Source organism: Actinoplanes sp. NPDC049598, from assembly GCF_040675435.1.
GTDB lineage: Bacteria > Actinomycetota > Actinomycetes > Mycobacteriales > Micromonosporaceae > Actinoplanes.
In genome coordinates this window covers 79,343-105,014 of sequence record NZ_JBFAOX010000029.1, presented here as the reverse complement: position 1 = coordinate 105,014, position 25,672 = coordinate 79,343, and the positions used below count along the sequence as shown (strand labels likewise).

26 protein-coding genes are annotated in these 25,672 nt (G+C 72.3%); 9 read left to right on the top strand and 17 right to left on the bottom strand.

What is annotated here, in order from left to right:
* The first annotated feature begins 14 nt into the window (after positions 1-14).
* Positions 15-1,937 carry an ABC transporter ATP-binding protein gene (locus AB0J66_RS41730; protein WP_364672967.1) on the top strand — a complete coding sequence of 641 codons (1,923 nt, stop codon included), beginning with the start codon at positions 15-17 and terminating at the stop codon, positions 1,935-1,937.
* Here the strand turns inward: AB0J66_RS41730 and AB0J66_RS41725 are convergent.
* The 4 genes from AB0J66_RS41725 to AB0J66_RS41710 are packed head-to-tail and all read right to left on the bottom strand — an operon-like array spanning position 1,934 to position 4,536.
* Positions 1,934-2,491, bottom strand: a complete 558-nt coding sequence (locus AB0J66_RS41725; RefSeq protein ID WP_364672938.1) for a TIGR03086 family metal-binding protein — start codon at positions 2,489-2,491, stop codon at positions 1,934-1,936. The two genes, AB0J66_RS41730 and AB0J66_RS41725, sit on opposite strands and share 4 nt — an antisense overlap.
* A gap of 20 nt (positions 2,492-2,511) precedes the next feature.
* On the bottom strand, positions 2,512-3,051 hold the full coding sequence (gene mug / locus AB0J66_RS41720; RefSeq protein WP_364672936.1) for a G/U mismatch-specific DNA glycosylase: 540 nt from the start codon (positions 3,049-3,051) through the stop codon (positions 2,512-2,514).
* Positions 3,048-3,809 (bottom strand): SDR family oxidoreductase, encoded by a 762-nt coding sequence (locus AB0J66_RS41715; protein WP_364672934.1) that lies wholly within the window; start codon positions 3,807-3,809, stop codon positions 3,048-3,050. Before AB0J66_RS41715 ends, mug begins: the two co-directional genes overlap by 4 nt.
* A gap of 22 nt (positions 3,810-3,831) precedes the next feature.
* Positions 3,832-4,536 (bottom strand): helix-turn-helix transcriptional regulator, encoded by a 705-nt coding sequence (locus AB0J66_RS41710; RefSeq protein ID WP_364672932.1) that lies wholly within the window; start codon positions 4,534-4,536, stop codon positions 3,832-3,834.
* Positions 4,537-4,648: 112 nt separating this feature from the next.
* Between AB0J66_RS41710 and AB0J66_RS41705 the strand changes: the two genes are divergently transcribed.
* Positions 4,649-4,987 carry a nuclear transport factor 2 family protein gene (locus tag AB0J66_RS41705; RefSeq protein WP_364672930.1) on the top strand — a complete coding sequence of 113 codons (339 nt, stop codon included), beginning with the start codon at positions 4,649-4,651 and terminating at the stop codon, positions 4,985-4,987.
* Here the strand turns inward: AB0J66_RS41705 and AB0J66_RS41700 are convergent.
* Positions 4,984-5,712: an SDR family oxidoreductase gene (locus tag AB0J66_RS41700; protein WP_364672929.1), complete on the bottom strand. Its 729-nt coding sequence runs from the start codon at positions 5,710-5,712 to the stop codon at positions 4,984-4,986. The genes AB0J66_RS41705 and AB0J66_RS41700 overlap by 4 nt on opposite strands.
* Positions 5,713-5,861: 149 nt before the next feature.
* Between AB0J66_RS41700 and AB0J66_RS41695 the strand changes: the two genes are divergently transcribed.
* Positions 5,862-6,272 carry a hypothetical protein gene (locus AB0J66_RS41695; RefSeq protein ID WP_364672927.1) on the top strand — a complete coding sequence of 137 codons (411 nt, stop codon included), beginning with the start codon at positions 5,862-5,864 and terminating at the stop codon, positions 6,270-6,272.
* Between the two features lies 1 nt (position 6,273).
* Here AB0J66_RS41695 and AB0J66_RS41690 read toward each other — a convergent pair whose 3' ends face one another.
* The 4 genes from AB0J66_RS41690 to AB0J66_RS41675 all read right to left on the bottom strand — a co-directional run bounded on the left by AB0J66_RS41690 (position 6,274) and on the right by AB0J66_RS41675 (position 9,415).
* On the bottom strand, positions 6,274-6,870 hold the full coding sequence (locus AB0J66_RS41690) for a hypothetical protein (RefSeq protein WP_364672925.1): 597 nt from the start codon (positions 6,868-6,870) through the stop codon (positions 6,274-6,276).
* A 101-nt stretch (positions 6,871-6,971) separates the two neighbouring features.
* On the bottom strand, positions 6,972-7,790 hold the full coding sequence (locus tag AB0J66_RS41685) for a DUF692 domain-containing protein (protein WP_364672924.1): 819 nt from the start codon (positions 7,788-7,790) through the stop codon (positions 6,972-6,974).
* A complete protein-coding gene (locus tag AB0J66_RS41680; protein WP_364672922.1) occupies positions 7,783-8,700 on the bottom strand; it encodes a TIGR04222 domain-containing membrane protein in 918 nt (305 codons plus the stop codon). Before AB0J66_RS41680 ends, AB0J66_RS41685 begins: the two co-directional genes overlap by 8 nt.
* A 136-nt stretch (positions 8,701-8,836) precedes the next feature.
* Complete coding sequence (locus AB0J66_RS41675) at positions 8,837-9,415, bottom strand: helix-turn-helix domain-containing protein (protein ID WP_364672920.1); 579 nt, start codon at positions 9,413-9,415, stop codon at positions 8,837-8,839.
* A gap of 165 nt (positions 9,416-9,580) precedes the next feature.
* Between AB0J66_RS41675 and AB0J66_RS41670 the strand changes: the two genes are divergently transcribed.
* Together AB0J66_RS41670 and AB0J66_RS41665 are read left to right on the top strand one after the other, a co-directional pair.
* On the top strand, positions 9,581-10,231 hold the full coding sequence (locus AB0J66_RS41670; protein ID WP_364672918.1) for an HAD family hydrolase: 651 nt from the start codon (positions 9,581-9,583) through the stop codon (positions 10,229-10,231).
* Between the two features lie 214 nt (positions 10,232-10,445).
* A complete protein-coding gene (locus AB0J66_RS41665) occupies positions 10,446-11,330 on the top strand; it encodes an RIO1 family regulatory kinase/ATPase (RefSeq protein ID WP_364672966.1) in 885 nt (294 codons plus the stop codon).
* Between the two features lie 52 nt (positions 11,331-11,382).
* Here AB0J66_RS41665 and AB0J66_RS41660 read toward each other — a convergent pair whose 3' ends face one another.
* From AB0J66_RS41660 to AB0J66_RS41650, 3 genes are read right to left on the bottom strand one after another with little or no spacing between them, the layout of a single operon-like run.
* On the bottom strand, positions 11,383-11,628 hold the full coding sequence (locus tag AB0J66_RS41660) for a DUF2630 family protein (RefSeq protein ID WP_364672917.1): 246 nt from the start codon (positions 11,626-11,628) through the stop codon (positions 11,383-11,385).
* 57 nt (positions 11,629-11,685) lie between these two features.
* Positions 11,686-12,375, bottom strand: a complete 690-nt coding sequence (locus tag AB0J66_RS41655; RefSeq protein ID WP_364672916.1) for a response regulator transcription factor — start codon at positions 12,373-12,375, stop codon at positions 11,686-11,688.
* Positions 12,372-13,517, bottom strand: a complete 1,146-nt coding sequence (locus tag AB0J66_RS41650; protein WP_364672914.1) for a histidine kinase — start codon at positions 13,515-13,517, stop codon at positions 12,372-12,374. Before AB0J66_RS41650 ends, AB0J66_RS41655 begins: the two co-directional genes overlap by 4 nt.
* Before the next feature lie 133 nt (positions 13,518-13,650).
* Between AB0J66_RS41650 and AB0J66_RS41645 the strand changes: the two genes are divergently transcribed.
* Positions 13,651-14,067 carry a DUF6069 family protein gene (locus AB0J66_RS41645; protein WP_364672912.1) on the top strand — a complete coding sequence of 139 codons (417 nt, stop codon included), beginning with the start codon at positions 13,651-13,653 and terminating at the stop codon, positions 14,065-14,067.
* Here the strand turns inward: AB0J66_RS41645 and coaD are convergent.
* From coaD to acnA, 3 genes are all read right to left on the bottom strand, one after another.
* Positions 14,064-14,471 (bottom strand): pantetheine-phosphate adenylyltransferase, encoded by a 408-nt coding sequence (coaD, locus tag AB0J66_RS41640; protein ID WP_364672910.1) that lies wholly within the window; start codon positions 14,469-14,471, stop codon positions 14,064-14,066. The two genes, AB0J66_RS41645 and coaD, sit on opposite strands and share 4 nt — an antisense overlap.
* A gap of 4 nt (positions 14,472-14,475) precedes the next feature.
* Positions 14,476-16,296, bottom strand: coding sequence for an ATP-binding protein (locus tag AB0J66_RS41635; RefSeq protein ID WP_364672908.1), 1,821 nt, complete (start codon positions 16,294-16,296; stop codon positions 14,476-14,478).
* A 99-nt stretch (positions 16,297-16,395) separates the two neighbouring features.
* Positions 16,396-19,170, bottom strand: coding sequence for an aconitate hydratase AcnA (gene acnA / locus AB0J66_RS41630; protein ID WP_364672906.1), 2,775 nt, complete (start codon positions 19,168-19,170; stop codon positions 16,396-16,398).
* A 191-nt stretch (positions 19,171-19,361) separates the two neighbouring features.
* On the opposite strand from acnA, the gene AB0J66_RS41625 reads away from it, so the two are divergent.
* The 3 genes from AB0J66_RS41625 to AB0J66_RS41615 all read left to right on the top strand — a co-directional run bounded on the left by AB0J66_RS41625 (position 19,362) and on the right by AB0J66_RS41615 (position 23,922).
* Positions 19,362-19,751: a hypothetical protein gene (locus AB0J66_RS41625; protein ID WP_364672905.1), complete on the top strand. Its 390-nt coding sequence runs from the start codon at positions 19,362-19,364 to the stop codon at positions 19,749-19,751.
* 113 nt (positions 19,752-19,864) lie between these two features.
* Positions 19,865-23,077: a pullulanase-type alpha-1,6-glucosidase gene (gene pulA, locus AB0J66_RS41620; RefSeq protein ID WP_364672903.1), complete on the top strand. Its 3,213-nt coding sequence runs from the start codon at positions 19,865-19,867 to the stop codon at positions 23,075-23,077.
* A gap of 92 nt (positions 23,078-23,169) precedes the next feature.
* A complete protein-coding gene (locus AB0J66_RS41615; RefSeq protein ID WP_364672965.1) occupies positions 23,170-23,922 on the top strand; it encodes a methyltransferase domain-containing protein in 753 nt (250 codons plus the stop codon).
* On the opposite strand, the gene AB0J66_RS41610 is transcribed toward AB0J66_RS41615, so the two are convergent.
* Together AB0J66_RS41610 and AB0J66_RS41605 are read right to left on the bottom strand one after the other, a co-directional pair.
* Positions 23,919-25,166: a sigma-70 family RNA polymerase sigma factor gene (locus AB0J66_RS41610; protein ID WP_364672901.1), complete on the bottom strand. Its 1,248-nt coding sequence runs from the start codon at positions 25,164-25,166 to the stop codon at positions 23,919-23,921. The two genes, AB0J66_RS41615 and AB0J66_RS41610, sit on opposite strands and share 4 nt — an antisense overlap.
* Complete coding sequence (locus tag AB0J66_RS41605) at positions 25,139-25,558, bottom strand: YciI family protein (protein WP_364672899.1); 420 nt, start codon at positions 25,556-25,558, stop codon at positions 25,139-25,141. The genes AB0J66_RS41610 and AB0J66_RS41605 overlap by 28 nt, the downstream gene beginning before the upstream one ends.
* Positions 25,559-25,672 lie beyond the last annotated feature (114 nt).

Below are 25,672 nucleotides of genomic sequence, written 5' to 3'. Positions count from 1 at the left end.
GTGACGAGATGAGCATGTCCAGCTGGAGCATGCTGCGCTCGATCCAGAACAAGGACCGGGTCGCCGAGCACCGCCTCCGCCGCGGCACCACCCGCCGGATCCTGCGCTACGCCCGCCCGTACCGGCGGGACATCCTGGTCTTCCTGCTCACCGTGGTCATCGCCGCCGGCATCGGCGTGGCCACGCCCCTGCTCGCCGGTCACGTGGTCAACGCGATCACCGGCGGCGGCGCCGGGGCCGCCGCGCTCGTCATCCGCCTGGCGCTGCTGATCGGCGCCCTGGCCGTGGTCGACGCCTTCCTGTCGCTGGCCCAGCGGTGGTACTCGGCCCGGATCGGCGAGGGCATCATCCTCGACCTGCGCACCCGGGTCTACGACCACGTCCAGCGCATGCCGCTGCAGTTCTTCACCCGCACCCAGACCGGCGCGCTGGTGAGCCGGCTCAACAACGACGTGACCGGGGCGCAGCGCGCCTTCACGTCCACCCTCTCCGGCGTGGTCAGCAACGTCATCCAGCTCGTGCTCACCGCCGCCGTGATGTTCAGCCTGTCCTGGCAGATCACCGTGCTCTCGCTGGTCATGCTGCCGCTGTTCATCATCCCGGCCCGCCGGGTGGGCAAGCGGCTGGCCGAGATCACCCGCGAGTCGTACAACCTCGACGCCAAGATGAACGCGACGATGACCGAGCGCTTCAACGTCTCCGGCGCCATGCTGGTCAAGCTGTTCGGCCGGCCCGAGACCGAGGCCGCGCGCTTCGGTGAGCGGGCGGCCCGGGTCCGTGACATCGGCGTCCAGCAGGCCATGTACTCGCGCACGTTCTTCGTGGCCATGCTGCTGGTCGCCTCGCTGGCCCAGGCCCTGACGTACGGGCTGGGCGGCTGGCTGGCGGTCAACGGCAGCGTCACCGCCGGCACCGTCGTGACGCTCGCGCTGCTGCTGACCCGGCTGTACGGACCGCTGACGGCGCTCAGCAACGTGCGGGTGGACGTGATGAGCGCGCTCGTCTCGTTCGACCGGGTCTTCGAGGTGCTCGACCTCAAGCCGGGCATCGAGGAGAAGCCCGATGCGGTCGACCTGCCCGACGGGGCGGGCCGGGTCGAGTTCCGCGACGTGCACTTCCGCTACCCGAGCGCCGACGAGGTGTCGCTGGCGACGCTGGAGGACGTGGTCACCCTCGACCGCACCGAGCAGGCGCCCGTGCTCCGCGGCGTCGACTTCACCGTCGAGCCGGGGCAGCTGGTCGCGCTGGTCGGCCCGTCCGGCGCGGGCAAGTCGACCACCTCGATGCTGCTGTCCCGGGTCTACGACGTCACCGAGGGCGCGGTGCGGGTCGGCGGGGTCGACGTGCGCGACGCCACCCTCGACTCGCTGCGCGACACCATCGGCGTGGTCACCCAGGACGCCCATCTCTTCCACGAGACGATCGCCGAGAACCTCCGCTACGCCCGGCCGGAGGCGACCGAGGAGGACATGTGGGCGGCGCTGCGCGGAGCGCAGGTCGAAGACCTGGTGCGCGGCCTGCCCGACGGCCTGGAGACGGTGGTCGGCGAGCGCGGCTACCGCTTCTCCGGCGGCGAGAAACAGCGCCTGGCCATCGCCCGGCTGCTGCTCAAGCGGCCCTCCATCGTCGTGCTGGACGAGGCCACGGCCCACCTCGACAGCGAGTCCGAGGCGGCCGTGCAGCGGGCGCTGACCACGGCCCTGCAGGGTCGCACGGCGCTGGTCATCGCGCACCGGCTCTCCACTGTCCGCGACGCCGACCAGATCCTGGTGCTCGACCAGGGCCGCATCGTCGAGCGGGGCCGCCACGAGGAGCTGGTCGCGGCCGGCGGCCTCTACGCCGAGCTCTACCGCACCCAGTTCGCTGAGGCCTCCCCGGCCCGGTACGCCGAGGAGGTGGAGGTCGTCACCGTGCCGGCCCGCACGATCGAGCCTTAGACGCAGGCGCGGCCGCTGACGGCGAGGATCCGGACGAAGTCGCTCGCGCCCTCCGGCGGGTCGACCTCGTCGCCGAAGACGCCCATCTGACGGCCCTGCGGCGCCATCTGCCCGATGACCGGGGTCACGGCCGCCACGGCGGCCGGGTCGGGCTCGTAGCGCTGCCCGGTCGCCTGGGCGAGGTCCCAGCCGTGCACGGTCAGGTCGACCAGCGCCAGGTTGCCGACGACGGCCTGGGGCAGGCCCATCCCGGGCGAGATGCCCTCCAGGGCGGCCGGGTCGGACCACGCCTCGACCAGGGTCGCGGTCTCTTCGGCGAAGCTCTGCCGCCAGTCGCCGGTGAGCGCGTCGGGCGTGGTGCTGAAGTCGGGCTTCTCGTGCACGGCCAGGGCCTGGAAGTTGACGATCACCTGGTGCAGGTGGTTGAGCAGGTCGCGGACGCGGAACTCGGCGCAGGGGGTCGGCTCGTCGAGCTGGTCGTCGCGGACCGCCCGGATCACGGGGAGGGTCCGGTCAGCCGCCGCCGCCAACAACGTACTGATCTCGGTCGTCATGGCGACGACCGTACCCAGAATCAGGCCGGCGCAACGCGTAGTGCGGCGAACGCCTCGGCCAGGGTGTCCACCGTGTAGTGGGCGTTCAAGCCGCTCGGGTTGGGCAGGACCCAGACCGGGACGCCACCGACCTCCTCGGGCTGGAGGCCCATTTTCGCCTTCGGCCGGCCGAAAGCCGCCCGGTAGGCCGTCACGCCGAGCACAGCCAGGATCCGCGGCGCGACTTTTCGGACATTTTCCGCGAGTCGTTCACCGCCGTCGCGGAGCTCGCCGGGGGTCAGCTCGTCCGCGCGGGCGGTGGCCCGGGCGACCACGTTGGTGATGCCCAGACCCATCGCGGGCAGCTCGAACTGCTCGGACGGGTGCAGCAGCCGGTCGGTGAAGCCGGAGCGGTGCAGCGCCGGCCAGAACCGGTTGCCGGGCCGGGCGAAGTGGTGGCCGGTCGCCGCCGAGTACAGGCTGGGGTTGATGCCCGAGAACAGCACCCGCAGGTTCGGCCCGACCACGTCGGGAATGGTGCGGTTCGCGGCGGCCGCGATCTGATCAGGTGTCGGTTTCACAGGGCGCGTGTGATCCCGCCGTCGACCGGGATGGCGGCGCCGGTCAGGTAGCTGGCCGCGGGGGACAGGACGAACGCGGCGACCCGGCCGAACTCGGCCGGCTCACCCAGGCGGCGCAGCGGGATCTTCGCGACCGCCTCGGCCGCGGCGGCCGACGCGTCACCGGTCGCGGCGAACAGTTCCTGGTTGCGGTCGGTCATGATGCGGCCCGGGAGCAGGCTGACGATGCGAATGCCGCGTGGCGCGAACTCGTCGGCCATTTCCTTGGCCACCATGGCCAGGCCAGGCCGCAGACCGTTGGACAGGCCGAGCCCGGCCAGCGGCGTCTTGACCGAGGTGGAGAGCACGAACGCGATGGCGCCGCTCTCCGGCAGCGCCGCTGCGAAGACCCGGGCCGCACGCACCGACCCTAGGAAAACCGTCTCGAACGCGTCGCGCCACTGCTGGTCGGTCATCTCGGCCGCGGTGCCGTGGGCCGGGCCGCCGACCGAGATCAGCGCGCCGTCGAACCGGCCGAACCGCTCGACCGCGGTGTCGGCCAGCAGGCGGGGCGCCTCCGGGTCGGCCAGGTCGGCCACCACCCCGGCCGCCCGCTCGTCGCCGCCCAGCCGCTCGACGGCCTGGTCGACGCGGCCGCTGTCGCGGGCCGAGATGACCACCTTGGCGCCGTCGGCGACCAGCGCCTCGGCCGTGGCGAACCCGAGCCCGCGGGAGGCACCGGTGAGAACGTAGACGCGATCGGCCAGTCCGAGATCCATGGCCTGATCCTGCCATCGCGGCTCAGCGGCGGTGCAGGGCGGCGGCGGTCGCCTCGTCGGCCGGCAGGAACGACTCGATCGCCAGCTCGGCCAGGGTGACGTCCAGCGGCGTGCCGAGCACGGACGTGATGCTGAAGAAGCTGAGGTCGTCGATCCGCAGCGGCACGACGAGGCCGTCACCCGGCGGTTGCGTACCGCCGGGGTAGGCCGACAGCTCGGCGTGCAGCTCCGGGAGATCCGTCACCCGATGAAGGAGGTGGCCGCGCCATTCGGCGAGGTTGCGAATCCGTGGGGCCAGCCCGTCCGGGTGCAGGGACAGGCGCAGCACGTTCACCGGCGGTTCGAGCAGCCACGGAGCGCAGCCCTCGGTCAGCGGGGCCACCGCGGCGTTGGCGTCGATCATCGTCCAGTGCCGGTCGACGAGCAGCGCCGGGCAGGGCTCGTGGCCCTTCAGGACGTCCCGGAGCGACGCGAGGATCGCCCCGCCCAGGGCCGACTCGGAGTAGGCGGGGGCGAAACCGCCGGCCACGAGCAGCTCGTTGCGCCCGCGCAACGGCACGTCGAGCTCCTCGGCCAGGCGCAGGATCATGTCGCGGGTGGGCCGCGACCGCCCGGTCTCGACGAACGACAGATGCCGCGTCGACACGCCGGCCTGCACCGACAGCTCCAGCTGGCTCATCCGCCGCCCGGTCCGCCACTCGCGCAGCCGCTGCCCCACGTCGCTCATACCGGCCGACCCTAGGCGCGCCCGGTCATCACGGCCATGACCTCCGAGGTAATCGACGGCCCTACCCGCGTTCGGCGACGGTGGTCCCCATCGACGACGAAAGGACGCAACGATGACCGACTTCGACACCGTGGTGGACCGCTACCTGGCCGCGTGGAACGAGACCGACGCCGGGGCCCGCCGGACCGCGATCGACGACCTGTTCGCTGAGGACGTCCGCTACGTCGACCCGCTCGCCGCGGTCGAGGGCCGTGCCGCCCTGGCCGAGCTGATCGGCGGCGTGCAGCAGCATTTCCCCGGCCAGAAGTTCGCCCCCGGCGGCCTGATCGACGGCCACCACGACCAGGTCCGCTTCACCTGGACCCTGGGCGCGGCGGCCGGCTTCGACGTGGCCGAACTAGACGCGGACGGCCGCATCACCAACGTCCTCGGCTTCCTGGACCGTTCCTAGTCCATCGCGTGCCCGCCGTTGACGGTGATCCGCTCGCCGGTGACGAAGCGGGCACCGTCGGAGGCCAGAAAGGCGACGACGTCGGCGACGTCGGCCGGGGTGCCCATCCGGCCGAGCGGCACGTCCCGGAGGTAGGCCGCATGGTCCATCCCGGCGTGCCGCTCGACCGGGATCCAGCCCGGCGCGACCACGTTGACCGTGATTCCGAGCGGCCCGAGCTCGCGGGCCCACGTGCGGGTGAGCGAGAACTGCGCCCCCTTGGCCGCGCTGTAGGCGGACATCCCCGGCTCGGACCGCTCGAACAGATCCGATCCGATCTGGATGATCCGCCCACCACCGAGCTGCCGCATCCCCGGCACCACGGCCTGCATGAGCAGCGTCGGGCTCTTCACGAAGAACCGCAGCTGGTCCAGGTGGTCCTGCCAGGTGAGCTCCAGCGCCGGCACCACCGGTTGTGGCCCGGTGGCGTTGGGCACCAGCACCCCGACCACCCCGAGCTGCTCCTCGACCGCGGCCACCAGCCGCCGCACATCGCCCTCGTCGGTCACGTCGGCCCGGAACGCCGCCGCCCGCCCGCCCCGCGCGGCGATGTCGGCCACCACCCGCTCGGCATCCTCCGGGTCGGGCAGATAGTTGACCGCCACCGCCCACCCGTCCACCGCCAGCCGCCGCGCGATGTGCGCCCCCAGCCCCCGGGACGCCCCTGTGACCAGCGCGACTCCCATGCCACTGCCTCCTGAGCGATCATGAAAGCGTGAGCCGGCGACGCGTGAAGAAGGCGCCGCCGTCACGTAAGCGTCGTGGGCTGGCACCCGGTCCCGCCGGCCCCGTAGTCGAGCTGTCCCGCGTGCCGCCGTGGCTGAACACACTAGGCATGTATGCGGCCTTCGGCTTCACCGGTCTCTGTTTGCTTGTGCTGTGCTTCGCCTTGGTCATGGTGAGCCGTGCGGAAATCATGCTCGACCTTCGCCACCACATCGCGGAGGGCCCGGTCGTGGAGACCTCCACCTCGGTACGCGGCCCCGGCAGCGCCGAGGTCGCCTTCACCGCCGGCGACCTTCAGCGCACGGCGTGGGTCGAGCAGCCGTGGTGGGGCACTCCCGCTTCGGTGGGTGATCGCCTTCGCATCGAGTATTCGCCCACCCACCCGTCCGTGGCCCGTCGCGTCGGCGCGCACGACGCCGTGAGCCTGGCCGGGGTGATCGCGTCGGCCTCCCTCACCGGCCTGGCGTTCGAGGCATTACGCCGCCGTGCCGGCCGGCGGCCCAGACGCCGGCGCGCCTGAATCAGGAGCGGCGCACGACCCACACCTTTCGGCCGGCCCGCACCACGACGGCGCCTGCGGCCACGCCCACCGCGGGTCCACGGCGCGGCTTCGGCGCCGACAGCCCGTCGTAGCGGACTGTGGCCTCCCGCTCGGCCAACTCGGCCGCCGCGATCGCGGGCAACGCCCGTTGCCTCACCAACTCCCGCGCGAAGTCCCACCCGTCGCGCAATGACCCCTGCGTCGGCCGAGCCGCCGCCCACTCGGCGAACTCTCGCTTCCACCGATCACCGAAGCCCGCAGCCAGCATCGGCCACTGCCGGGAGACCTCCCCGGCCCGCTTGCGCAGCAACGCCACTCGCGCCGCCTCGAAGCGAAAAGCGTCAAACCCAGGAGGTACGGATCCTTGGGAAGTGAGCGCTTCGACGAGGGCGGCTTGGCGCTCGGCCAGGCTCCCCGGTCCGCCGCCGGGCTGTCCTGCATGGTCGCCCTCCGGCGCTCCCGCGCCGACGGCCGCGTCGTCGCCGCTCGGCCGGTCGTCGGCGTCGGGCCCGGGCGTGGGCCGCAACGTGCCGGGAACGGCCGTGGAGAGCGAGCCGGGGGCGGCCGTGCCGGGCATGGGCGGGACTGGACCGGGAGCGGCCATGGGGAGTGGGTCGGAGGGGGCCGTGTTGGGAGCGGCCGTGGGGAGGGGTCCGGGGGCGGGCGGGCCGGGCGTGGTCATGTGATGGCCGGGTAGCCGGAGGCGTGGGCGATGGCGTCGAGCTCGGCGTGGAGCTCGGCCGCCGGTGGGTAGTCGCCGTCGCGCTCGAGCATGAGGGCCGGTGGGCGGTGGCGTGCGCACAGCGACGTCACCAGGTCGAGGACGGCCGGGGGCACGGCGTCGGTGTGGGTGTCGTGGTAGAGGCCCTGGTGTTCGGCGCCGCCGGCCACGTGGCAGTAGGCGACCCGGTCGAGCGGCAGCTGGTCGAGCAGCTCCTCCGGGTCGTCACCGCGGTTGCGGGCGTTGGCGTAGACGTTGGCCACGTCGAGCAGCAGCAGCGCGCCCGTCCGGTCGAGGATCTCGGTGAGGAACTGCGCCTCGGTCAGCTCGTCGTCGGGCCAGTCGAAGAGCGCGGCGATCGGCTCCAGCGCGATCGGGACGCTCAGCGACTCCTGCACCCGCCGGACGTTGGCCGTCACCGCGGCCACCGCCTCCCGGCTGCGGGGAAGCGGCAGCAGATGCCCGGCCTCGATGCCGCCCGCCCGCACGAAGGCGATGTGCTCGCTGACCAGCGGGGCTTGGAGCCGCTCGGCCACGGCGGCGAAGTGCTCGACCCGCTCGGCCGGCACCGGCTCGGCCCCGCCGAGCGAGAGCCGGACCCCGTGCGGGATCACCGTGACCCCGCGGGCCAGCAGGTCGGCCAGCCCGCTGGGCAGCTCGCCGTGCGCGTGCACCGACTCGGCGACCACCTCGGCGAAGCGCAGCCCCGGCAGCCCGGCGACGAACCCGGCGATCTCCGGCCGCCAGCCGATGCCGACCCCGTACGTCTCAGCCACCGCAACCGCCTCCGCCCCCGCAGCCACCCCCGCCGCCGCAGGACGAGCTGCCGCTGCCGCAGCTGCTGGAGGAGCCGCCGCCGTCGCCGCCGCCCCCGCCGCCGAGCGAGCTGGAGGCGCCGCCGGTGGCGGCGATGCGCTGGACCTCGGCCTCGGCCGCGAACGCCGGGTCCATCGTGTAGAGCGAGGCCGAGCCCCACAGGGCGACACCCATGGCGGCGCCGGTGGCCCCGTACGTCGCGTAGGACGGCGACTGGCTGGGGGAGAGGTGGCTGTGCTGGCTGCGCATGGTGCGCAGCTGACGGCGGGCGGCGTCGGTCGCCCAGCGCCGGCGCGTGTAGAGGGCGATCGTCAGGATCACCGCGAAGAAGACCAGCGGGATCAGGAAGCCGACCGGCTTGTCGTTGGCCGTGCCGTCGATGATGCGGGCGACCCCGAGCAGGACCAGCGCGAGGCCGCCCAGCGCCCACGCGCGGGCCTCACGCAGCTTGGCCTCGCTGATCGCCAGGCCGCTCGCCTCGAGGTGGTCGCGCAACTGCTCGAGCGCGGAGACGACCGACTGCTCGGTGAAGACCTCCCGGGCGCGCAGACCCCGGGCGGCGGCGTTGTAGATGGCGCTGTCGAGCGGGGTCACCCCGCTGGGCAGCGGGCCGGTTTGCACGAGCACCCGGCCCGGCCCGGTCCCGATGGCGTTGGCGGCGCGCAGACCGCCCATCGCGGAGTAGACGGCCAGCTTGTCGCCGCCGTTGAGATAGGCGACCTGCTGCGGGCCGAGGTTGTCGACCCGGGCGAACCGGATGCCGCGGAACAGGGCCTTGCGGTGGAAGAAGGCGAGCAGGGCCACGAGAACCATGGCGGTGACGTAATAGGTGAGAAAGGTCGGGCCGGAGATCCCCCACGTGTCGTTCATGGGCTTTGCCTCCCGTGCTCGTCGCGTCTGTGGCCTCATTGTGCAGATGCGCGCAACGTCGCGGGAGAGCCAGCCGGCGATCTGTGGACAACGCGAAGGCCGCCCGAAATGTCCTGTGGACAACGGCCCGAGACGGTCAGGACCGGCGGACGGCTTCCTCGACCACGTCGAGCACCCGGCTCAGCTCACCCGGCGGGCGCCCGGTGGCCAGGTGGAGCACGAGCCCGTCGTACGCCAGCTCCAGGAACTGGGTCAGCACCTCGACCGGGACGTCGTCGCGCAGGACGCCGGCGTCCCGCTGGCGCTGGAGGCGCTCGCGGGTCGCGTCGGCGATGGCGGCCGACCGCTCGGCCCAGCGCTTGGCGAAGGCCGGGTCGGTGCGCAGCCGGCGCGACACCTCGAGCTGGCTGCCGAGCCACCCGGCCGTGTCACCGTCGCTGTTGGTGGCCCGGTCGAGCAGGTCGCGCATCACCTGAACGAGGCCGTTGCGGGCGACCGTGGAGACCATCGCGGCCGCGTCGTCCTCGGCCACGGCGAGGAACAGCGATTCCTTGTCGCGAAAATGGTGGAAAATCGCCCCTCGGGACAGCCCGGTCGCGTCCTCGAGCCGCCGGACCGTCGCCCCTTCGTAGCCGAACCGCGCGAAGCAGTCGCGCGCGGCGGCGAGGATCTCGTGTCGGCGCGCGTCAAGCTGGTCCTGGCTTACTCTGGGCACGTTCTGGATCGTGTCACGGGGCGTGGCGGCCATGCAATCCGTACGTACGTCTTGCCAGACACGCCACGGTCGTCGGGCGGATGCTGCAAATTCCCCCATCGAGCCCGTAACTTGTTTACAAACCCGGACTGTTCGCCCGCCCGTTCGGTCACGTAAAGTGCCCGCGTGCCTCTCGTCCTGATCGCTCTCGACGACACCCTGCTCGACCGCAGCGGTGCCTTCAGGCTGTGGGCGAAGGGGTTTCTGGACGAGATCGGGGCACCACAGGAAGATCTCGACTGGTTACTCTCCGTGGATGCCGACGGTCTGACCCCACGCTGGGACCTGGCCGACCTGATCCGCGAGCGGTACGGCCTGCGGATTCCCTCGATCGACATCGTCGACGAGCTGCACGAGGGCCCGCTGGCCTACGAGAAGCTCGACCCGCTGGTCGGCTGCGCGCTGCAGATCGCCACCGACGCCGGCTTCGTGCCCGTGGTGGTCACCAACGGGCAGGCCGACCTCCAGGATGCCCGGATCAGGCGTACGGGTCTCGACCGCTACGTCGCCGATTGGGTGATCTCCGAGCGGGCCGGGGTGAGCAAGCCGAACCCGCGGATCTTCGCGATGGCCGCCCAGCGGGTGCGGATGCGCCTGGGCGGGGCCTGGGTGCTGGGTGACAGCCCCGAGGCCGACATCGGCGGGGCGGCGGCGATGGGCCTGCCCAGCGTGTGGCTGCACCGCGGCCGGGAGTGGATGGATCAGCGGTTTGCGCCGACCCGGGTGGCCGGCAACGTGATCCAGGGCCTCTCGGCGATCATGGCGACCGCCCGCTGAATAAATAGGTTGCGCCGCCGCCGCGGGGTCGGCAGAGTGGGCGCGTCGCCTCCGGTGGAGGCGGAGAGGTCCTCGGCATGAGGCGAGAGAAGAAGGGGGTGGACTCCATGGCTGTCTTTGTGATGACTGCTGCCCGGATTCCCGACTTCCTTCGTTCTTTCTTCTCCGAGGAGACCCTCCAGTGCGAGAGCACGACTCTTTCGGCCCGGCCACCATGCGCCGCGGCCGTCGCAAGTTCGACGACGACGAACCGAATTTCCTGAAGCGCGGGCGGCTCGAGCCGCAGCTGCACGAGGATCCCGACCTGCCCGAGACCGGCGACCGCTGGTCCACGTGGGACGGCGCGCTGCACGGCCCGGAGCCGAGACCCGATTGGGTGCGCACCGAGCACGGCGCCGTGGACACCGAGCTGGGCATGCTCAAGACGGGCAAGGAAGCCGACGTCTTCCTGGTCCGGCGGGCCGTCCCCGACACCGACCGGGTCAGCATGCTGGCCGCCAAGCGGTACCGCGACGGCGACCACCGGCTGTTCCACCGCGACGCCGGCTATCTCGAGGGCCGCCGGGTCCGCCGGTCCCGCGAGATGCGGGCGATGAACAACCGTACGGCCTTCGGCAAGGAGATGATCTCCGGTCAATGGGCCATCGCCGAGTTCGGGGCCCTGTCCCACCTGTGGCAGGTCGGCCAGGAGAGCGGCCTGGTCCGCGTGCCGTACCCGGTGCAGATCATCGGCACCGAGCTGATGCTCGAGTTCATCGGCGACTGGGAGACCGGCGAGGCGGCGCCCCGGCTCGCGCAGGTCCGGGCCGAGAAGGATCAGCTGGCCGATCTGTGGGGGCAGATGACCGACGCGCTGTCGGTGCTGGCCCGGGCGCAGGTCGCGCACGGTGACCTCTCGCCCTACAACACGATGGTGCACGAGGGCCGGCTCGTGCTGATCGACCTGCCGCAGATCGTCGACGTGGTGGCGAACCCGCAGGGAGCCGACTTCATCGCCCGCGACGTGCGCAACGTGGCCGGCTGGTTCACCCAGCGCGGCCTGCCGGTGGACGCCGACGAGCTGGTCGAGCGGCTGCTTTACGAAGCGGGGCTGAAATGAGACGGCCCGGCCCGCGGCCGCCGAAACCTCGGCGCCCGCGGCCGGAGCCGCGTCACTGCAGGTAGCCCTCGACCTCGCCGACGCTGTGGGCCTGCTCGGAGTTCGGGTCGTTGCCGACCTCACGGGCGGCCCGGCGCCGGCGCAGCAGGTCCCAGCACTGGTCGAGCGCCTCCTCGAGGTCCTTGAGGCGCGCGTGCTCCTCGCTCGAGGAGATCTCGCCCTTGCTCAGCTGCTGGCGCAGCTTGTGTTCCTCGTCGACCAGCCCGTGAATCTTGCTCAGAACGGTGTTGTCATCCATGCCGAAAGCCTAAGCGCCCGCCGATCCCGCCCTCACCCGGTCAGCCTGTGACGGCCGTCAAGCGAGGCCGGCGTCATGGGCCAGCAGGGCGATCTGGGTGCGGTTGTCGAGATCGAGCTTGGTCAGGATGTGCGAGACGTGGGTCTTGACGGTGGCCAGGGTCATGTCGAGCGCGCCGGCGATCTCGGCGTTGTTGCGGCCCTGACCGACGGCCACGACGACGTCGTGCTCGCGGGGGCTGAGCGTGGCCAGCGCGGCCTTGGCGCTCGCGTAGGCCCCGGCCTGGACGGCGGCCCGGTCCATCAGGCGCCGGGTGATCCGCGGGGACAGGATCGGCTCGCCCGCCGCGACCTGCCGGACCGCCTCGGCGATGCGGGCCGGCGGCGTGTCCTTGAGCAGGAAGCCACTGGCGCCGGCGCGCAGGGCGTGCAGGATGTTGTCGTCGGTGTCGAACGTGGTCAGCACGATGATCTCGGGCGGCCGGGGGCGGGCCCGCAGCCGGCGGGTGGCGGTGATGCCGTCGACCCGGGGCATCCGCAGATCCATCAGCACGACGTCGGGCGCGTGGGCGTCGGCCGCGGACTGCGCCTGGTCGCCGTCGGCGGCCTCGCCGACCACGGCGATGCCGGGCGCCCCGTCGAGCATCATGGTCAGCCCGGCCCGGACGAGCGCGTCGTCGTCGACCACGAGCACGCGCACCGGGGCGCCGTCGGCGCCTGCGCCAAGGCCCGCCCGCGGCTGTGTCATGCCGGCCATGGTAGCGACGCCCGCAGCCGGAACTCGCCCCCGGCGGCCTGGTGGTCGAGCCGCCCGCCGGCCAGCTGCACCCGCTCGGTGAGCCCGACCAGCCCGGCCCCGCCGGACCACCCGGGCGGCGCGCCGGCGGGCGCGAGCGGGTTGCACACCTCGACCTCCAGACCCGTGCCGGGACCGCCGGTGAGCGCGACCCGCACCGGCTGGCCGGCCGCGTGCTTGCGAGCGTTGGTCAGGCCCTCCTGGATCACCCTGTAGGCCGTGCGGGCCACCGTCGGCGGCGCCTCGGCCGGCTCCCGCACGGTCTCGCGCAGCAGCACCTCGGCGCCGGCGCCGCGTGACTCCTCGACCAGGCGCGGCACGTCGGCCAGTACCGGCTGCGGGTGGACACCGTCACCGCCGGGTGGCCCGTCGTCGCGCAGCAGCGAGATCACCTCGCGCAGCTCCTCGAGCGCCTGGTGGACGCCGTCGCGCACCACGCCGGCGGCCCGGGACAGCTTCTCGGGGGAGGAGTCCGGCCGGTACTCCATCGCGCCGGCGAAGGTGGCCAGCAGCGACAGGCGGTGGGCGAGGACATCGTGCATCTCCCGGGCGATCTTGCGGCGTTCCAGCATGCGCGCCTCGGCCACCCGGCGGCCCTGCTCGGCCTCGGCCCGCTCGGCCCGCTCGTGCAGCGAGCGGATCAGCGCCACCCGGGCCTGGCCCCACGCGCCCCAGCCGAGCAGGGCGCCGTAACCAATGGTGATCAGCACGAGCCACCAGCCGTACGGCATGGCGCCGTTGGGCCGCCACGCGCCCTGGACCGCGTGCGCGGCGACGCCGGCCAGCGCCATCGTGATCGCCACCGGGAACGGACGGCGCCACGCCACCTGCAGCGCGCCGATCGTGGCGGGCGGAGTCGCGGCCGGCGAGACCGCGGCCAGCACGGTCAGCACGGTCGTGCCGGCGACCGGCCGCCACGCCAGCAGCGGCGTCACGGCCCAGCTCAGCACGCCGGCCACCAGGTCGAGCGCGAACAGCGGGCCGAGCGCCCGCCCGCCCCAGCGCGTGAAGATCGTCGAGGCGATCAGCACGCCGGACACGGCCACCATCGCGACGACGGCGGCGGCGCCGGGACGGCGGGGAGTGACGGTCACGCCGGCGACGCTAGCCGGTGCGGGCCGAAGCGCGACACCTACCAAAGTTGTAGCCGGCCCCTCCCTTGGAAGGGGCCGGCGGGTGTCCGAAGTCCGATGTGCTCACCCGGCGCCCGGCCGCAAGCTCATCGGCATGACGAACGAGATGCTCGAGACCAGGACCACCGCCCGCCGCACCGGCCGGGCCATCACCGTCGCCGCCGGCGCGGCCGGCTCTCTGCTCCTCTGGGCCGTCAACGTTCCGTGGGGCGGCATCGACCTGGCCGTCCGCCAGGGCGGCTCGGTCCAGGAGATCGGCGCGGCCGCCGTCGTGGTGACCGCCCTGCTCGCCGGCCTGGCCGCCTGGGGTCTGCTCGCGCTGCTGGAGCGCAAGGCCGCGCACCCCGTCCGCACGTTCCGGATCATCGCGCTGGTCGTGCTGCTGATCTCGCTGGCCGGCCCGCTCGGCAGCGGCGTGGGCCTCAGCAGCAAGCTGGTGCTGCTGGGCATGCACCTGACCGTCGGCATCGCGCTGATCGTCGGCCTCCCCGGCCGCCGCTCGTGCCGCTAAAGACCGAGAGCCCGGACGGCCGTGGAGGAGACCGCGGCCAGGGCCGGCCGGGCCGCCAGGAGCAGGGTGCTGACGCCGAGGGATTCGTTCATGGCGGCCAGCTCCTGCTCGTGGCGGATGTCCTGCGCGTTGCGGACACCACGGACGATCACGTCGATGCCGTGCTCGTGGCAGTACGTCGCGGTCAGACCGGCCCAGGCCACCACGTCGACGTCGCCCCACCCGGGCGGCAGGGCGGCGCGGACCGCGACGGCCCGTTCGGCCTCGGCCCGGGCCGGGTGCTTGGCGCTGTTGACGGCCACGAGCAGCGTCAGATGGTCGGTCACCCGGCGGGCCCGGTCGGCGATGTCGAGATGCCCGGGCGTGAGCGGGTCGAAGGTGCCGGGATAGACCGCGCGCAACATCGGCTCAGATTAACGCCTGGGTCTGCGGCACGTCCGCGACCACCGGAGCGGGTGCGGGCGGGACGCCGGTCGCGCCGGGCAGCGAGAACGTGATGATCGTGCCGCCGCCCCGGTTGTCCTCGGCGGTGATGACGCCGCCGTGCCGTTCGACGATGCGGTGGCAGATGGCCAGGCCCAGGCCCGTGCCGGGGATGCCGGAGGAAAGGTGGGCGCGGTGGAAGCCGTCGAAGATCGCCTCGTGCTGACCGGCCGGGACGCCGAGGCCGCGATCGGCGACCTGGACGACGACCCGGCGGCCGTCCTCGGTCGCGTGGGCGGTGACGTCGACCCGCGGCGTCCGGCCCGGCGCCGTGTATTTGACGGCGTTGCCGATCAGGTTGTTCAGCAGCTGCCGGACCAGGGCCGGGTCGGCCGCGACGGGTGGCAGGTCGCCGACGTAGATGGTCGGCAGCGGGCGGCGGGCCGCGCTGGCGGCGTCGAGGTGCGCGATGGCGATCTCGTCGGCCAGCGCGTGCAGGTCCAGGTCGACCGGCTTGATGCCGCCCTCCCGAGCCGCGGCGTAGGTGAGCAGGTCGTCGATGAGGGTGCCCATCCGGGCCACCCCGGCCGTGATCTTCCGCAGGTCGGGGCGGATCTCGGCCGCGTCCACCGCCGACCGGCCGTCCAACTCCTCGTCGAGGAATTCCGCGTGGGCCCGTACGGTCGCCAGGGGCGCCTTGAGATCGTGCGCGACCACACCGGCGAACGCGGTGAGATCCGCCGTCTGCTGGCGGAGGACCACCTGGGTGGCCCGCAGGTCGGCGGTCGCCGCGACCACCCGGGCCTCGGCCCGCGCCCGACCGGTGGCCAGGACGTGCACGAGCACGGCGAGGGCGGCGGTGAAGAGCAGACCGGCCAACGTGACGGCCGCGGGCAGCCTCTTCGTGCCGGGCACCGATCCGCTCGGCGAGGCGACGACGAGCGTCCAGTGCCGCTGGGCCACCGGGACGGTGACCGTACGCTGCAGGGCGCGCAGTCCCGGCGTCTGGCCCCGCAGCGTGGCCACCACCGCGGGCAGGCCGTCGACGCCGCGGGTCTGCAGGATGACGTCGATGCCGCCCTGCGCCACCAGGCCCAGGCTGTCGCCGAGGAACGTCTCGCTGCGCAGCCCCATCATCAGCCAGCCCCGGAACGGCCGGGTCCGGCCCTCACGGGCCGGGCCCCACAAACCGGTCGCCAGGACGAAGGAGCTCTGCCGCTCCTCCTCGGGCAGCGAGCGGTCACGGCTCAGGACGTACGGGGCGGAGATGATCACGTCGCCCGTGCGGCGGGCCTCCTCGAGCGCGGCGGACGGCACCGCGCTGGCCGCGAGATCACCGCCGCCGCCTCCCGAAGTGGTGCCGTCGAGGCGTTCGGAGAAGATCGCGAAGTAGTGCCGGGAGAGGTTCCGGTCCGGCTTGAGAACCAGGTTCGGCAGCTCCCGCGAGCGCCATTTGGCCTGGGTGGCCGGTGTCTCGCGATCGTCGGCGGGAACCAGGTAGGTCAGCGACGTGGCGCCGGCCAGCTCGAGCCGGGCCAGCGGGGCGGCGGTCATGGCGAACTTCCCGGCCGTCAGCTCCTCGAAGGCGCTGATCGCGCCGGCGGTGGTGCGCAGGGTGTCGACGTAACGGGCCGCCTGCATGGTGACGGCCTGCGCGACGAGCCCGGCCCGCCGGTCCATGACGGCGTCGAAGCCCTGCCGTTGCTGGCCGTGGAGGGTCAGGCCGGCGCCGATGCTGGCCAGGACGCCGAGCACCACGACCACGGCCGTCCAGGCCCAAGCCTGACGCTTGGAAAGAGCCCTCACCCCTACCCGATCGGCATCACCGCGACAGGGCTGAGCGCCGGTAGGCCAAAGAGAGCCCCCGCCCTCCTCGATCGGAGGGCGGGGGCCCGGAAGTGCTGCTTACGCGTTGAGCATCTTGCGCAGGACGTACTGGAGGATGCCGCCGTGACGGTAGTAGTCGGCCTCGCCCGGCGTGTCGATGCGGACGTCGGCGTCGAACTCGATGCCGGTGTCCGTACGGACCTTGACCGTACGCGGGGTCTCGCCGTCGTTGAGCGCCGTCACGCCGGTGATCGTGAAGGTCTCGGTGCCGGTGAGACCCAGCGACTCGGCGTTGGTCTTCGGCGGGAACTGCAGCGGCAGCACGCCCATGCCGATGAGGTTCGAGCGGTGGATGCGCTCGTAGCTCTCGGCGATGACGGCGCGGACGCCGAGGAGCATGGTGCCCTTGGCCGCCCAGTCCCGCGACGAGCCGGAGCCGTACTCCTTGCCGGCCAGGATGACCAGCGGGACGCCGGCCTCCTGGTACGCGACCGAGGCGTCGTAGATCGTGGTCTGGTCGCCGGTGAGGTGGTTGACCGTGAACCCGCCCTCGACGCCCGGCACGAGCTGGTTGCGCAGCCGGATGTTGGCGAAGGTGCCGCGGATCATGACCTCGTGGTTGCCGCGGCGCGAGCCGTAGCTGTTGAACTCGTGACGCGGCACGCCGTGCTCGGCGAGGTACTTGCCGGCGGGGGAGTCCACCTTGATCGAGCTGGCCGGCGAGATGTGGTCGGTCGTGACCGAGTCACCCAGCTTGGCCAGCACCCGCGCGCCCGAGATGTCGGCCACCGGCTGAGGCGAAGCGGCCATGCCCTCGAAGTACGGGGGCTTCCGGACGTACGTCGACTCGTCCGCCCACTCGAAGGTCTTGCCCTCGGGGGTGGGCAGCGACTGCCACTTCTCGTCGCCCGCGAAGACGTCGGAGTAGGCGGTGCTGAAGCCCTCGGCGCCGATCGCGGAGGCGATGACGTCGTCGATCTCCTGGGCGCTGGGCCAGATCTCGGCCAGGTGGACCGGCCGGCCGTCCGAGCCGATGCCGAGCGGCTCGGTCGTGATGTCCAGGTCCATGGTGCCGGCCAGGGCGTACGCCACGACCAGGGGCGGCGACGCCAGGTAGTTCATCTTGACGTCGGGGTTGATCCGGCCCTCGAAGTTGCGGTTGCCGGAGAGCACGCTGACCGCGGTCAGGTCGGCCTCGTTGACGGCGGCCGAGATCTCCTCGGGCAGCGGGCCCGAGTTGCCGATGCAGGTGGTGCAGCCGTAGCCGACGAGGTTGAAGCCGATCTTGTCCAGGTACGGCGTGAGGCCGGCCCGGTCGTAGTAGTCGGAGACGACCTTGGAGCCCGGGGCGAGGGTGGTCTTGACCCACGGCTTGCGGGTCAGGCCGCGCTCGACGGCCTTCTTCGCGAGCAGCGCCGCGCCGATCATGACCTGCGGGTTCGACGTGTTGGTGCAGGAGGTGATGGCGGCGATCACCACGGCGCCGTGGTCGAGTTCGTACTCCACGCCGTCCTCGCCCTTGACCAGCGTGGGCTTGGACGGGCGGCCCTCGGCGCCGTTGGCCGCGCTGACCAGGTGGTGCGGCTTGTCGGCGGCCGAGTCCTCGTGGTTGGCCGGCGGGTCGCTGGCCGGGAAGGACTCCTCGCTCGCCTCGTCGGCCGGGCCCTGGTCGGTCACGTAGTTGGTGAGGGCCTCGCGGAACATCGGCTTGGCCGCGTTCAGCGGCACCCGGTCCTGCGGGCGCTTCGGGCCGGCCAGCGAGGGCACGATCGTCGACAGGTCGAGCTCGAGCTTCTCGGAGTAGTCGGGCTCGGCGGCCGGGTCGAGCCAGAGGCCCTGGCGCTTGGCGTACGCCTCGACGAGCGCCACCTGCTGCTCGGAGCGGCCGGTGAGCTTGAGGTACTTGATGGTCTCGTCGTCGATCGGGAAGATCGCGACGGTCGAGCCGTACTCGGGCGACATGTTGCCGATGGTGGCCCGGTTGGCCAGCGGCACGGCGCTCACGCCGGGGCCGTAGAACTCGACGAACTTGCTGACCACGCCGTGCTCGCGGAGCATCTCGGTGATCGTCAGCACCAGGTCGGTCGCGGTCGTGCCGGCCGGCATCTCGCCGCTGAGCTTGAAGCCGACGACCCGCGGGATCAGCATGCTGACCGGCTGGCCGAGCATCGCGGCCTCGGCCTCGATGCCGCCGACGCCCCAGCCCAGCACGCCCAGGCCGTTGACCATCGTGGTGTGCGAGTCGGTGCCGACGACCGTGTCGGGGTACGCCTGGCCGTTGCGCTCCATGATCGTACGGGCCAGGTACTCGATGTTGACCTGGTGGACGATGCCGGTGCCGGGCGGGACGACCTTGAACTCGTTGAACGCGGTCTGGCCCCAGCGCAGGAACTGGTAGCGCTCACGGTTGCGCTGGTACTCGAGCTCGACGTTGCGCGCGAAGGCGTCCTCGCGGCCGAACAGGTCGGCGATGACCGAGTGGTCGATGACCAGCTCGGCCGGGGCGAGCGGGTTGACCTTGGTCGGGTCGCCGCCCAGCTCCTTCACGGCCTCCCGCATCGTGGCCAGGTCGACCACGCAGGGGACGCCGGTGAAGTCCTGCATCAGCACCCGGGCCGGGGTGAACTGGATCTCGACGCTGGGATCGGCCGTCTGGTCCCATCCACCCAGCGCGCGGATGTGGTCGGCGGTGATGTTGGCGCCGTCCTCCGTCCGCAGCAGGTTCTCCAGCAGGATCTTCAAGGAGTAGGGCAGGCGGTCGTGCCCCTCGACCTTGTCGATCGTGAAAATCTCGTAGCTCGCGTCACCGACGCGCAGCTCGCTCTTCGCACCAAAGGTGTCGAGGCTGGCCACGTCATCTCCTTCACACCCAGCGATCGTCGGACAAGTCTTTCGCACCGAATGAGCGGCCTTCGGGTTAGGCATACCTAACTCTCGGTTCACGTTTCCCGTAAACCGTACGTCCGTCTTGTAAGGCCGCGCAAGGCGGGGGTCGGTCGTCCCCTCACGTTTACTCGGGTTGGGCGGCGGGCACACCTCGAACCGTGCAGGCGCCCACGGATTCCGACGAGCTGACCGACTTCTTCGACCGCTACGGCACCGCCCTGACCAGCGGCGACGTCTCGGCGATCGCGAACTGCTACGCGCTGCCGGGCATGGTGGTGGCGGATTCGTACAGCTTCACGTTCGCCTCGCCGGCCGCCGTGGCGCTGTCGTTCCTCGGCGCCGCCCCGGCCTACCAGGAGCAGCGCATCGTCGCCGCCCACGCCCAGCTGACCGAGGTGCAGCCGCTGTCGGCCCAGCTCACGATGGTCGCGGTCGAGTGGGAGTACCTCGACAGCTCGGGCAACGCGGTCCCCGGCGAGCGCTACCGCTATCTGCTCCGCCTCGACGCCCACGGCCCGAGGATCACCACGGTCGTCGCGACGCACTGAATGAGGGTTGTTCAGGGCCTACCCGGACCGACGACCCGCCGCAGGATACCGCCTGGGTCTCCACCGCCCTGAATAATCCTCACTCTGTCGTACGCCGGTGCGAGGATGTCCCGGTGACCACGATCGAGATCGACTCCGTCGCCCCTTCGTCCCTGGTCCCGTCGTCGCCGCGGTGGCTGCTCGTGCATTACGTGCGGCCCGACGGCGATTACGCGGGCTGGTGGCTGCACGCCTGGGGCGACATCGAGCCGGGGCAGATCGACGGCTATCCGGGTGGCCGGCCGTTCGCCGGCGAGGACGCGTACGGGCGGTTCGCCTGGGTCGCCCTCACGCCGGGCGCCCGTGACGTCGGCTTCGTGCTGGTCGACCAGTCCGGTGTCAAGGACGTGCCCGAGGACCGGCACGTCGATCCCGCGGTGGTCGCGGAGATCTGGCTGCGGCCGGGCGATCCGGAGATCTATACCTCGCCCCGCGCCTCCGACGTCTCGCAGGTCGAGGACGTCGTGCTGCACTACCGGCGCCCGAACGGCGACTACGCGGGCTGGGGCCTGCACGCCTGGGAGGGCACGGAGTCGAAACCGGTCTGGCGTACGCCGCTGATGCCGGCCCGCTTCGACGCGTTCGGGGCCGTGTTCGAGGTGCCGGTCCGGCCGGACGCGATCGGGCTGCGGTTCGTGCTGCACCGCGGCGAGGAGAAGGACCTGCCCGACGACCAGCGGCTCGACCTCACCGTGGCCCGCGAGGCATGGCTGGTCGCGGGCACGGTGGCGCCGGTCCGGCCCGACCTCGGCACGCTGGGGCCCGAGCTCGACCCGGCCCGCGCGCTGGCGGTCTTCGTCGACCGGACGACCATCGCCCTGCCAGGGGCGCTGGCCGACCGGGCCGGCGATTTCGCGCTGGTGGGCGACGACGTGGTGGTGCCGCTGACCCCGCGGCCGGGCGGGCTGTTCCAGGCCCAGAGCCGCAAGTTCCCCCATTTGCGGGCCTACCGGGCGTTCTCGGTGCGGGAGCTCGGCGACGCGGCCCTCGGGTCGCTGCTGCGCGGGCGGCTCCTCGTGATCGGCCGGGACGCCGGCGAGCGGGTCGCCGTGCTCACCGCCGTACAGCTGCCCGGGGTCTTGGATGATCTTTATGCCGACGCCGCGGACGCCGAGCTCGGCCTGGTGCTCGACGCCGAACGGCCGTCGCTGTCGGTGTGGGCGCCGACGGCCCGGTCGGTCGCGCTGGAGCTGTTCCGGACGCCGGCCGACGATCCCAAGGTCCTGCCGATGGAGCGCGACGCGGTGACCGGGGTGTGGTCGCTCGGCGTGAAACGCAAGTGGCTGGGGCGTTACTACCGGTACCGCGTGGAGGTGTGGCATCCGGCGGCCCAGCGGGTCGTGACGACCAGCGTCACCGATCCGTACTCGCTGGCCCTGGCGGCCGACTCGACGCACAGCCTGCTGGTCGATCTGGACGATCCGGCGCTGGCCCCGCCCGGGTGGGACGAGCTGGCGAAACCGGCCCCCGTGGCCCCGGCGCGGATGCAGATCAGCGAGGTGTCGGTCCGGGAGTTCTCGATCTTCGACCAGTCCCTTCCGGCCGAGCTCCGCGGAACCTACCGGGCGTTCACCGATCCCTCCTCGGCGTCGATGCGCCATCTGCGGTCGCTCGCCGAGGCCGGCCTGACCCACGTGCACCTGCTGCCGGCCTTCGACTTCGCGACCGTGCCCGACCGGCGGTCCGACCAGGCCGTGCCCGCCTGCGACCTGGCATCGTTCCCGCCCGATTCGCCGTCGCAGCAGGCGGCCGTCATGGCGGTGGCCGACGAGGACGGCTGGAACTGGGGTTACGACCCGTGGCACTTCACCGCGCCCGAGGGCAGCTTCGCGGTCGAGCCGGCCGGGCCGTCCCGGGTCCTCGAGTTCCGCTCGATGGTCGCCGCCCTGAACGAGGCGGGCCTGCGCGTGGTGATGGACGTCGTCTACAACCACACGATGCACGACGGGCTGGGCAAGTTCAGCGTGCTCGACAAGATCGTGCCGGGGTACTACCACCGCAGCCTGGCCGACGGCACGACCGCGGAGTCGACCTGCTGCCCCAACACGGCCACCGAGCACATGATGATGGGCCGCCTGGTGGTCGACTCGATCGAGACGTGGGCCCGGCACTACAAGGTCGACGGGTTCCGCTTCGACCTGATGGGTCACCATCCCCGGGCCAACATCCTCGAGGTGCGGGTGACGCTCGATCATCTGCCCCACGGCAAGGACATCTATCTGTACGGCGAGGGGTGGAACTTCGGCGAGGTCGCCTACGACGCGCGGTTCGCCCAGGCCACCCAGATCAACATGGCCGGTACGGGCATCGGCACCTTCAACGACCGGCTGCGCGACGCGGCCCGCGGCGGCGGCTCGTTCGGCGACCCGTCCGTGCCGGGCTTCGCGACCGGGCTGGGCTCGCACACGCCGCTGTACCTCCACGACGAGATCAAGGTGGGCCTGTCCGGCGCCCTGTCCACGTACCGCTTCGTCACCCACACCGGCGCCGAGCTCAGCGGCGCCCAGATCGACTACAACGGCTCACCCAGCGGGTACGCGCTGTCGCCGGGCGAGACGGTCAACTACGTCGACGCCCACGACAACGAGATCCTGTACGACGCGATGGCGTTCAAGCTGCCCCGGTCGACCTCGCCCGCCGACCGGGCCCGCATGCAGGTGCTGGCCCTGTCGCTGGTCGTGCTCGGCCAGGGCGTCGGCTTCGTGGCGATGGGCAGCGAGCGGCTGCGCTCCAAATCGCTCGACCGCAACTCGTTCAACTCGGGCGACTGGTTCAACCAGATCCGCTGGGATCCCGCCCTCGGCAACGGCTTCGGCCTGGGCCTGCCGCCCGCCCCGGACAACGAGGACCACTGGGACCGGGCCCGGCCGCTGCTGGCCGACCCGGCCCTGATCGCGCCGCCGGACGCGATCGAGATGACCGCCGAGCGCTACCGCGAGCTGCTCCGGGTGCGGCGCTCGTCGCCCGTCTTCGGCCTGCCGACGGCCGAGGAGGTGCAACGCCGGCTGACGTTCCCGCTGGGCGGCCCGGCCGAGACCCCCGGCGTGATCGTCATGTGCCTGGACGGCACGGGTCTCGACCCGCGGTGGAGCACGATCGTGGTTGTCTTCAACGCCACCACCGAGACGACCCAGCAGGAGGTGCCGGCGCTGACCGGCCTCGACCTGCGCCTGCACCCCGACCTGGCCGGCTCGGCCGACCCGCTGCTGCGCACGGCCACCGCCGCCGGTGACCTGCTGACCGTGCCCGGCCGCACCGTCGCGGTCTTCGTGGCCGACGTGCCGTGAGTCTCGTTAACGCATCGGGGGATGCGCGCGGCTGACCACTCGTCGAGAATGGGCCGGTACACCCAGCGCGGAAGGGGGAGCCGTTGCGTGAGGTGAACTACGACGAGCGGCAGCATCTGGTCTACGCCCGGGCGAGGACGCTGCCACCCGCCACGATGACCGAGTGGCTGCACGCGTTCGCCCGCCACGCGCCGGCGCAGCGCCCGCTGACCGTGCTCGACCTGGGCTCGGGCACCGGCCGGTTCACGCCGATGCTGGCCGGGGAGTTCGGCGGGCCGGTCTACGGCGTCGAGCCCTCCGTCCGCATGCGCGCGGTGGCCGAGGCCGGCGCGACCCACCCGGCCGTGACCTATCTCGACGGCTCGGCCACCGAGATCCCGCTGCCCGACGCGAGCTGCGACCTGGTGCTGCTCTTCCTCGTGCTGCACCACGTCAAGGACCACCGGGCGGCCGCGGCCGAGATCGCGCGCGTGCTGCGCCCCGGCGGCCGGGTCCTGATCCGCAGCTCGTTCCCCGACCGGATGCCCGAGCTGCTCTGGTACAGCTACTTTCCCGGCGCCCGCCTCGTCGACGAGCAGGTCTTCCCGCGGATGGACCCGCTGATCGAGGACTTCGCCGAGGCCGGCCTGGCCTTCGTGACCGTCGACCGGGTGCAGGAGCGGATAGCCGACAGCCTCTCCGATTACGCCGACCGCCTGCGCCTGCGCGGCTCGTCGACGTTCGAGCGGCTCACCGAGGAGGAGATCCTCTCCGGGTTCGCCGCGCTCGACGCTGCGGTGGCCACCGAGCGCGAGCCCCGCCCGGTCGACGAGGAGAGCGACCTGCTCGTCCTTTCCCGCGTCTAGAGCTGGTCCGCCTTCCGCAGCAGGACCGACCGCTCCCGCGTGTTGGCGCAGAGGCGGGCGGCCAGCTCGAGCTCGGCCCGGGCCTCGGCCGTGCGCCCCAGGCGCGTGAGCAGTTCGCCGCGCACCGAGGGGAGCAGGTGGGAGCCGGGGAGCCGGTCGCGGGCGACGAGATCGTCCACGATGGCCAGGGCCTCCCGCGGGCCGCTCGCCATGGCCACGGCCACAGCCCGGTTGAGCTCGACCACCGGGGACGGCGCGACCCGGCCCAGCGCCTCGTAGAGCAGGACGACCGTGTGCCAGTCGGTCTCGGCGACCGAGGCCGCGGTGGCGTGGCAGGCGGCGATGGCGGCCTGCAACCCGTACGGACCGAGGCCCTTGCCCATCGCGGTGGCCTGGCCGATCGCGGCCTGCCCGCGCCTGATCGCCGAGAAGTCCCAGCGCCGCCGGTCCTGATCCTCGAGCAGGATCGGCTCGCCGTCCGGCCCCGTCCGGGCGGGGAAGCGGGCCGCCGTCAGCTCGAAGAGCGCCTGCAACCCGTACACCTCGGACTCGCCCGGAAGCAGCGCGGCCAGCATCCGGGCCAGGCGGATGGCCTCGTAGGCGAGATCCGTGCGCAGCAGGCGATCGCCGGAGGTCGCCGTCGAGCCCTCGGTGAAGATCACGTAGAGGACGCTGAGCACGCCGCCCAGCCGCGGCCGGCGCTCCCCGGCCGGCGGCACCGCGAACGGCACCCGGGCCGCCGCGATCGTCTTCTTGGCCCGGGTGATGCGGGCCTGGATGGTCGGCACCGGCACCAGGAACGCCCGTGCGATCTCCTCGCTGGTCAGCCCGCCGACCGTACGCAGGGTCAACGCCACCCGGGCCTCCGGGGAGAGCACCGGATGGCACGCGACGAACATCAGCGCCAGGACGTCGTCGTCGATCCGGTCCGGATCCCACAGGAGATCGTCGCCCTGGGCCGCCTCCTCGGCCAGCAACGCGTACCGCTCGTCGCGGGCCGTGCGGCGCCGGAAGCTGTCGATGGCCCGGCGCCGGGCCGTGGCCAGCAGCCAGCCCACCGGGTTGTCCGGCTCGCCGTCGCGGGCCCAGGAGACGAGGGCCTCGGCCACCGCCTCCTGGGCCACGTCCTCGGCGAGCTCGAGATCACCCGTGTAGCGGGCGAGGGCGCCCACTATGCGGGGCGACTCGATGCGCCAGACCGCCTCCAGCGTCCTGGTCAGAGCTGGCCGGTCTGCTCGCGCCACGCCCGCTCCCTCTGCACGAACTCGTTGTCCTGCGGGAACTCGTCGATGCCGGGCACCCGGCGGATCTCGGTCTTCGACCCGGGGAACGCCGGCATGCGCTTGGCCCAGGCGACGGCCTCCTCCTTCGAGGCGACGTCGAGGATGTAGAAGCCGCCGAAGAGCTCCTTGGTCTCGCCGTACGGCCCGTCGGTGACGACCGGGGTCTCGCCGGTGTAGTCGACCACCACGCCCTGGGCGGCGTCCTCGAGCCCCTCGGCCGCGATCAGGACCCCCGCCTTGATCAGCTCGTCGTTGAAACGGCCCATCGTCTCGAGCATCTCCTCGAAGGGCGTCTCCATCATCTTCGCGTAGACCTCGTCGGTGCCCCGCATGATCAGCATGTACTTGGCCATCGCTGTGTCTCCTCGCGTCTTTCGGCGGTCGCCGGTCGACCTTCTCACCCACAGGTCGAGCGGGGGAGCCGCCGATCGACGGACATACCAAAGTTTTTTCGAAGCCCTACTTTG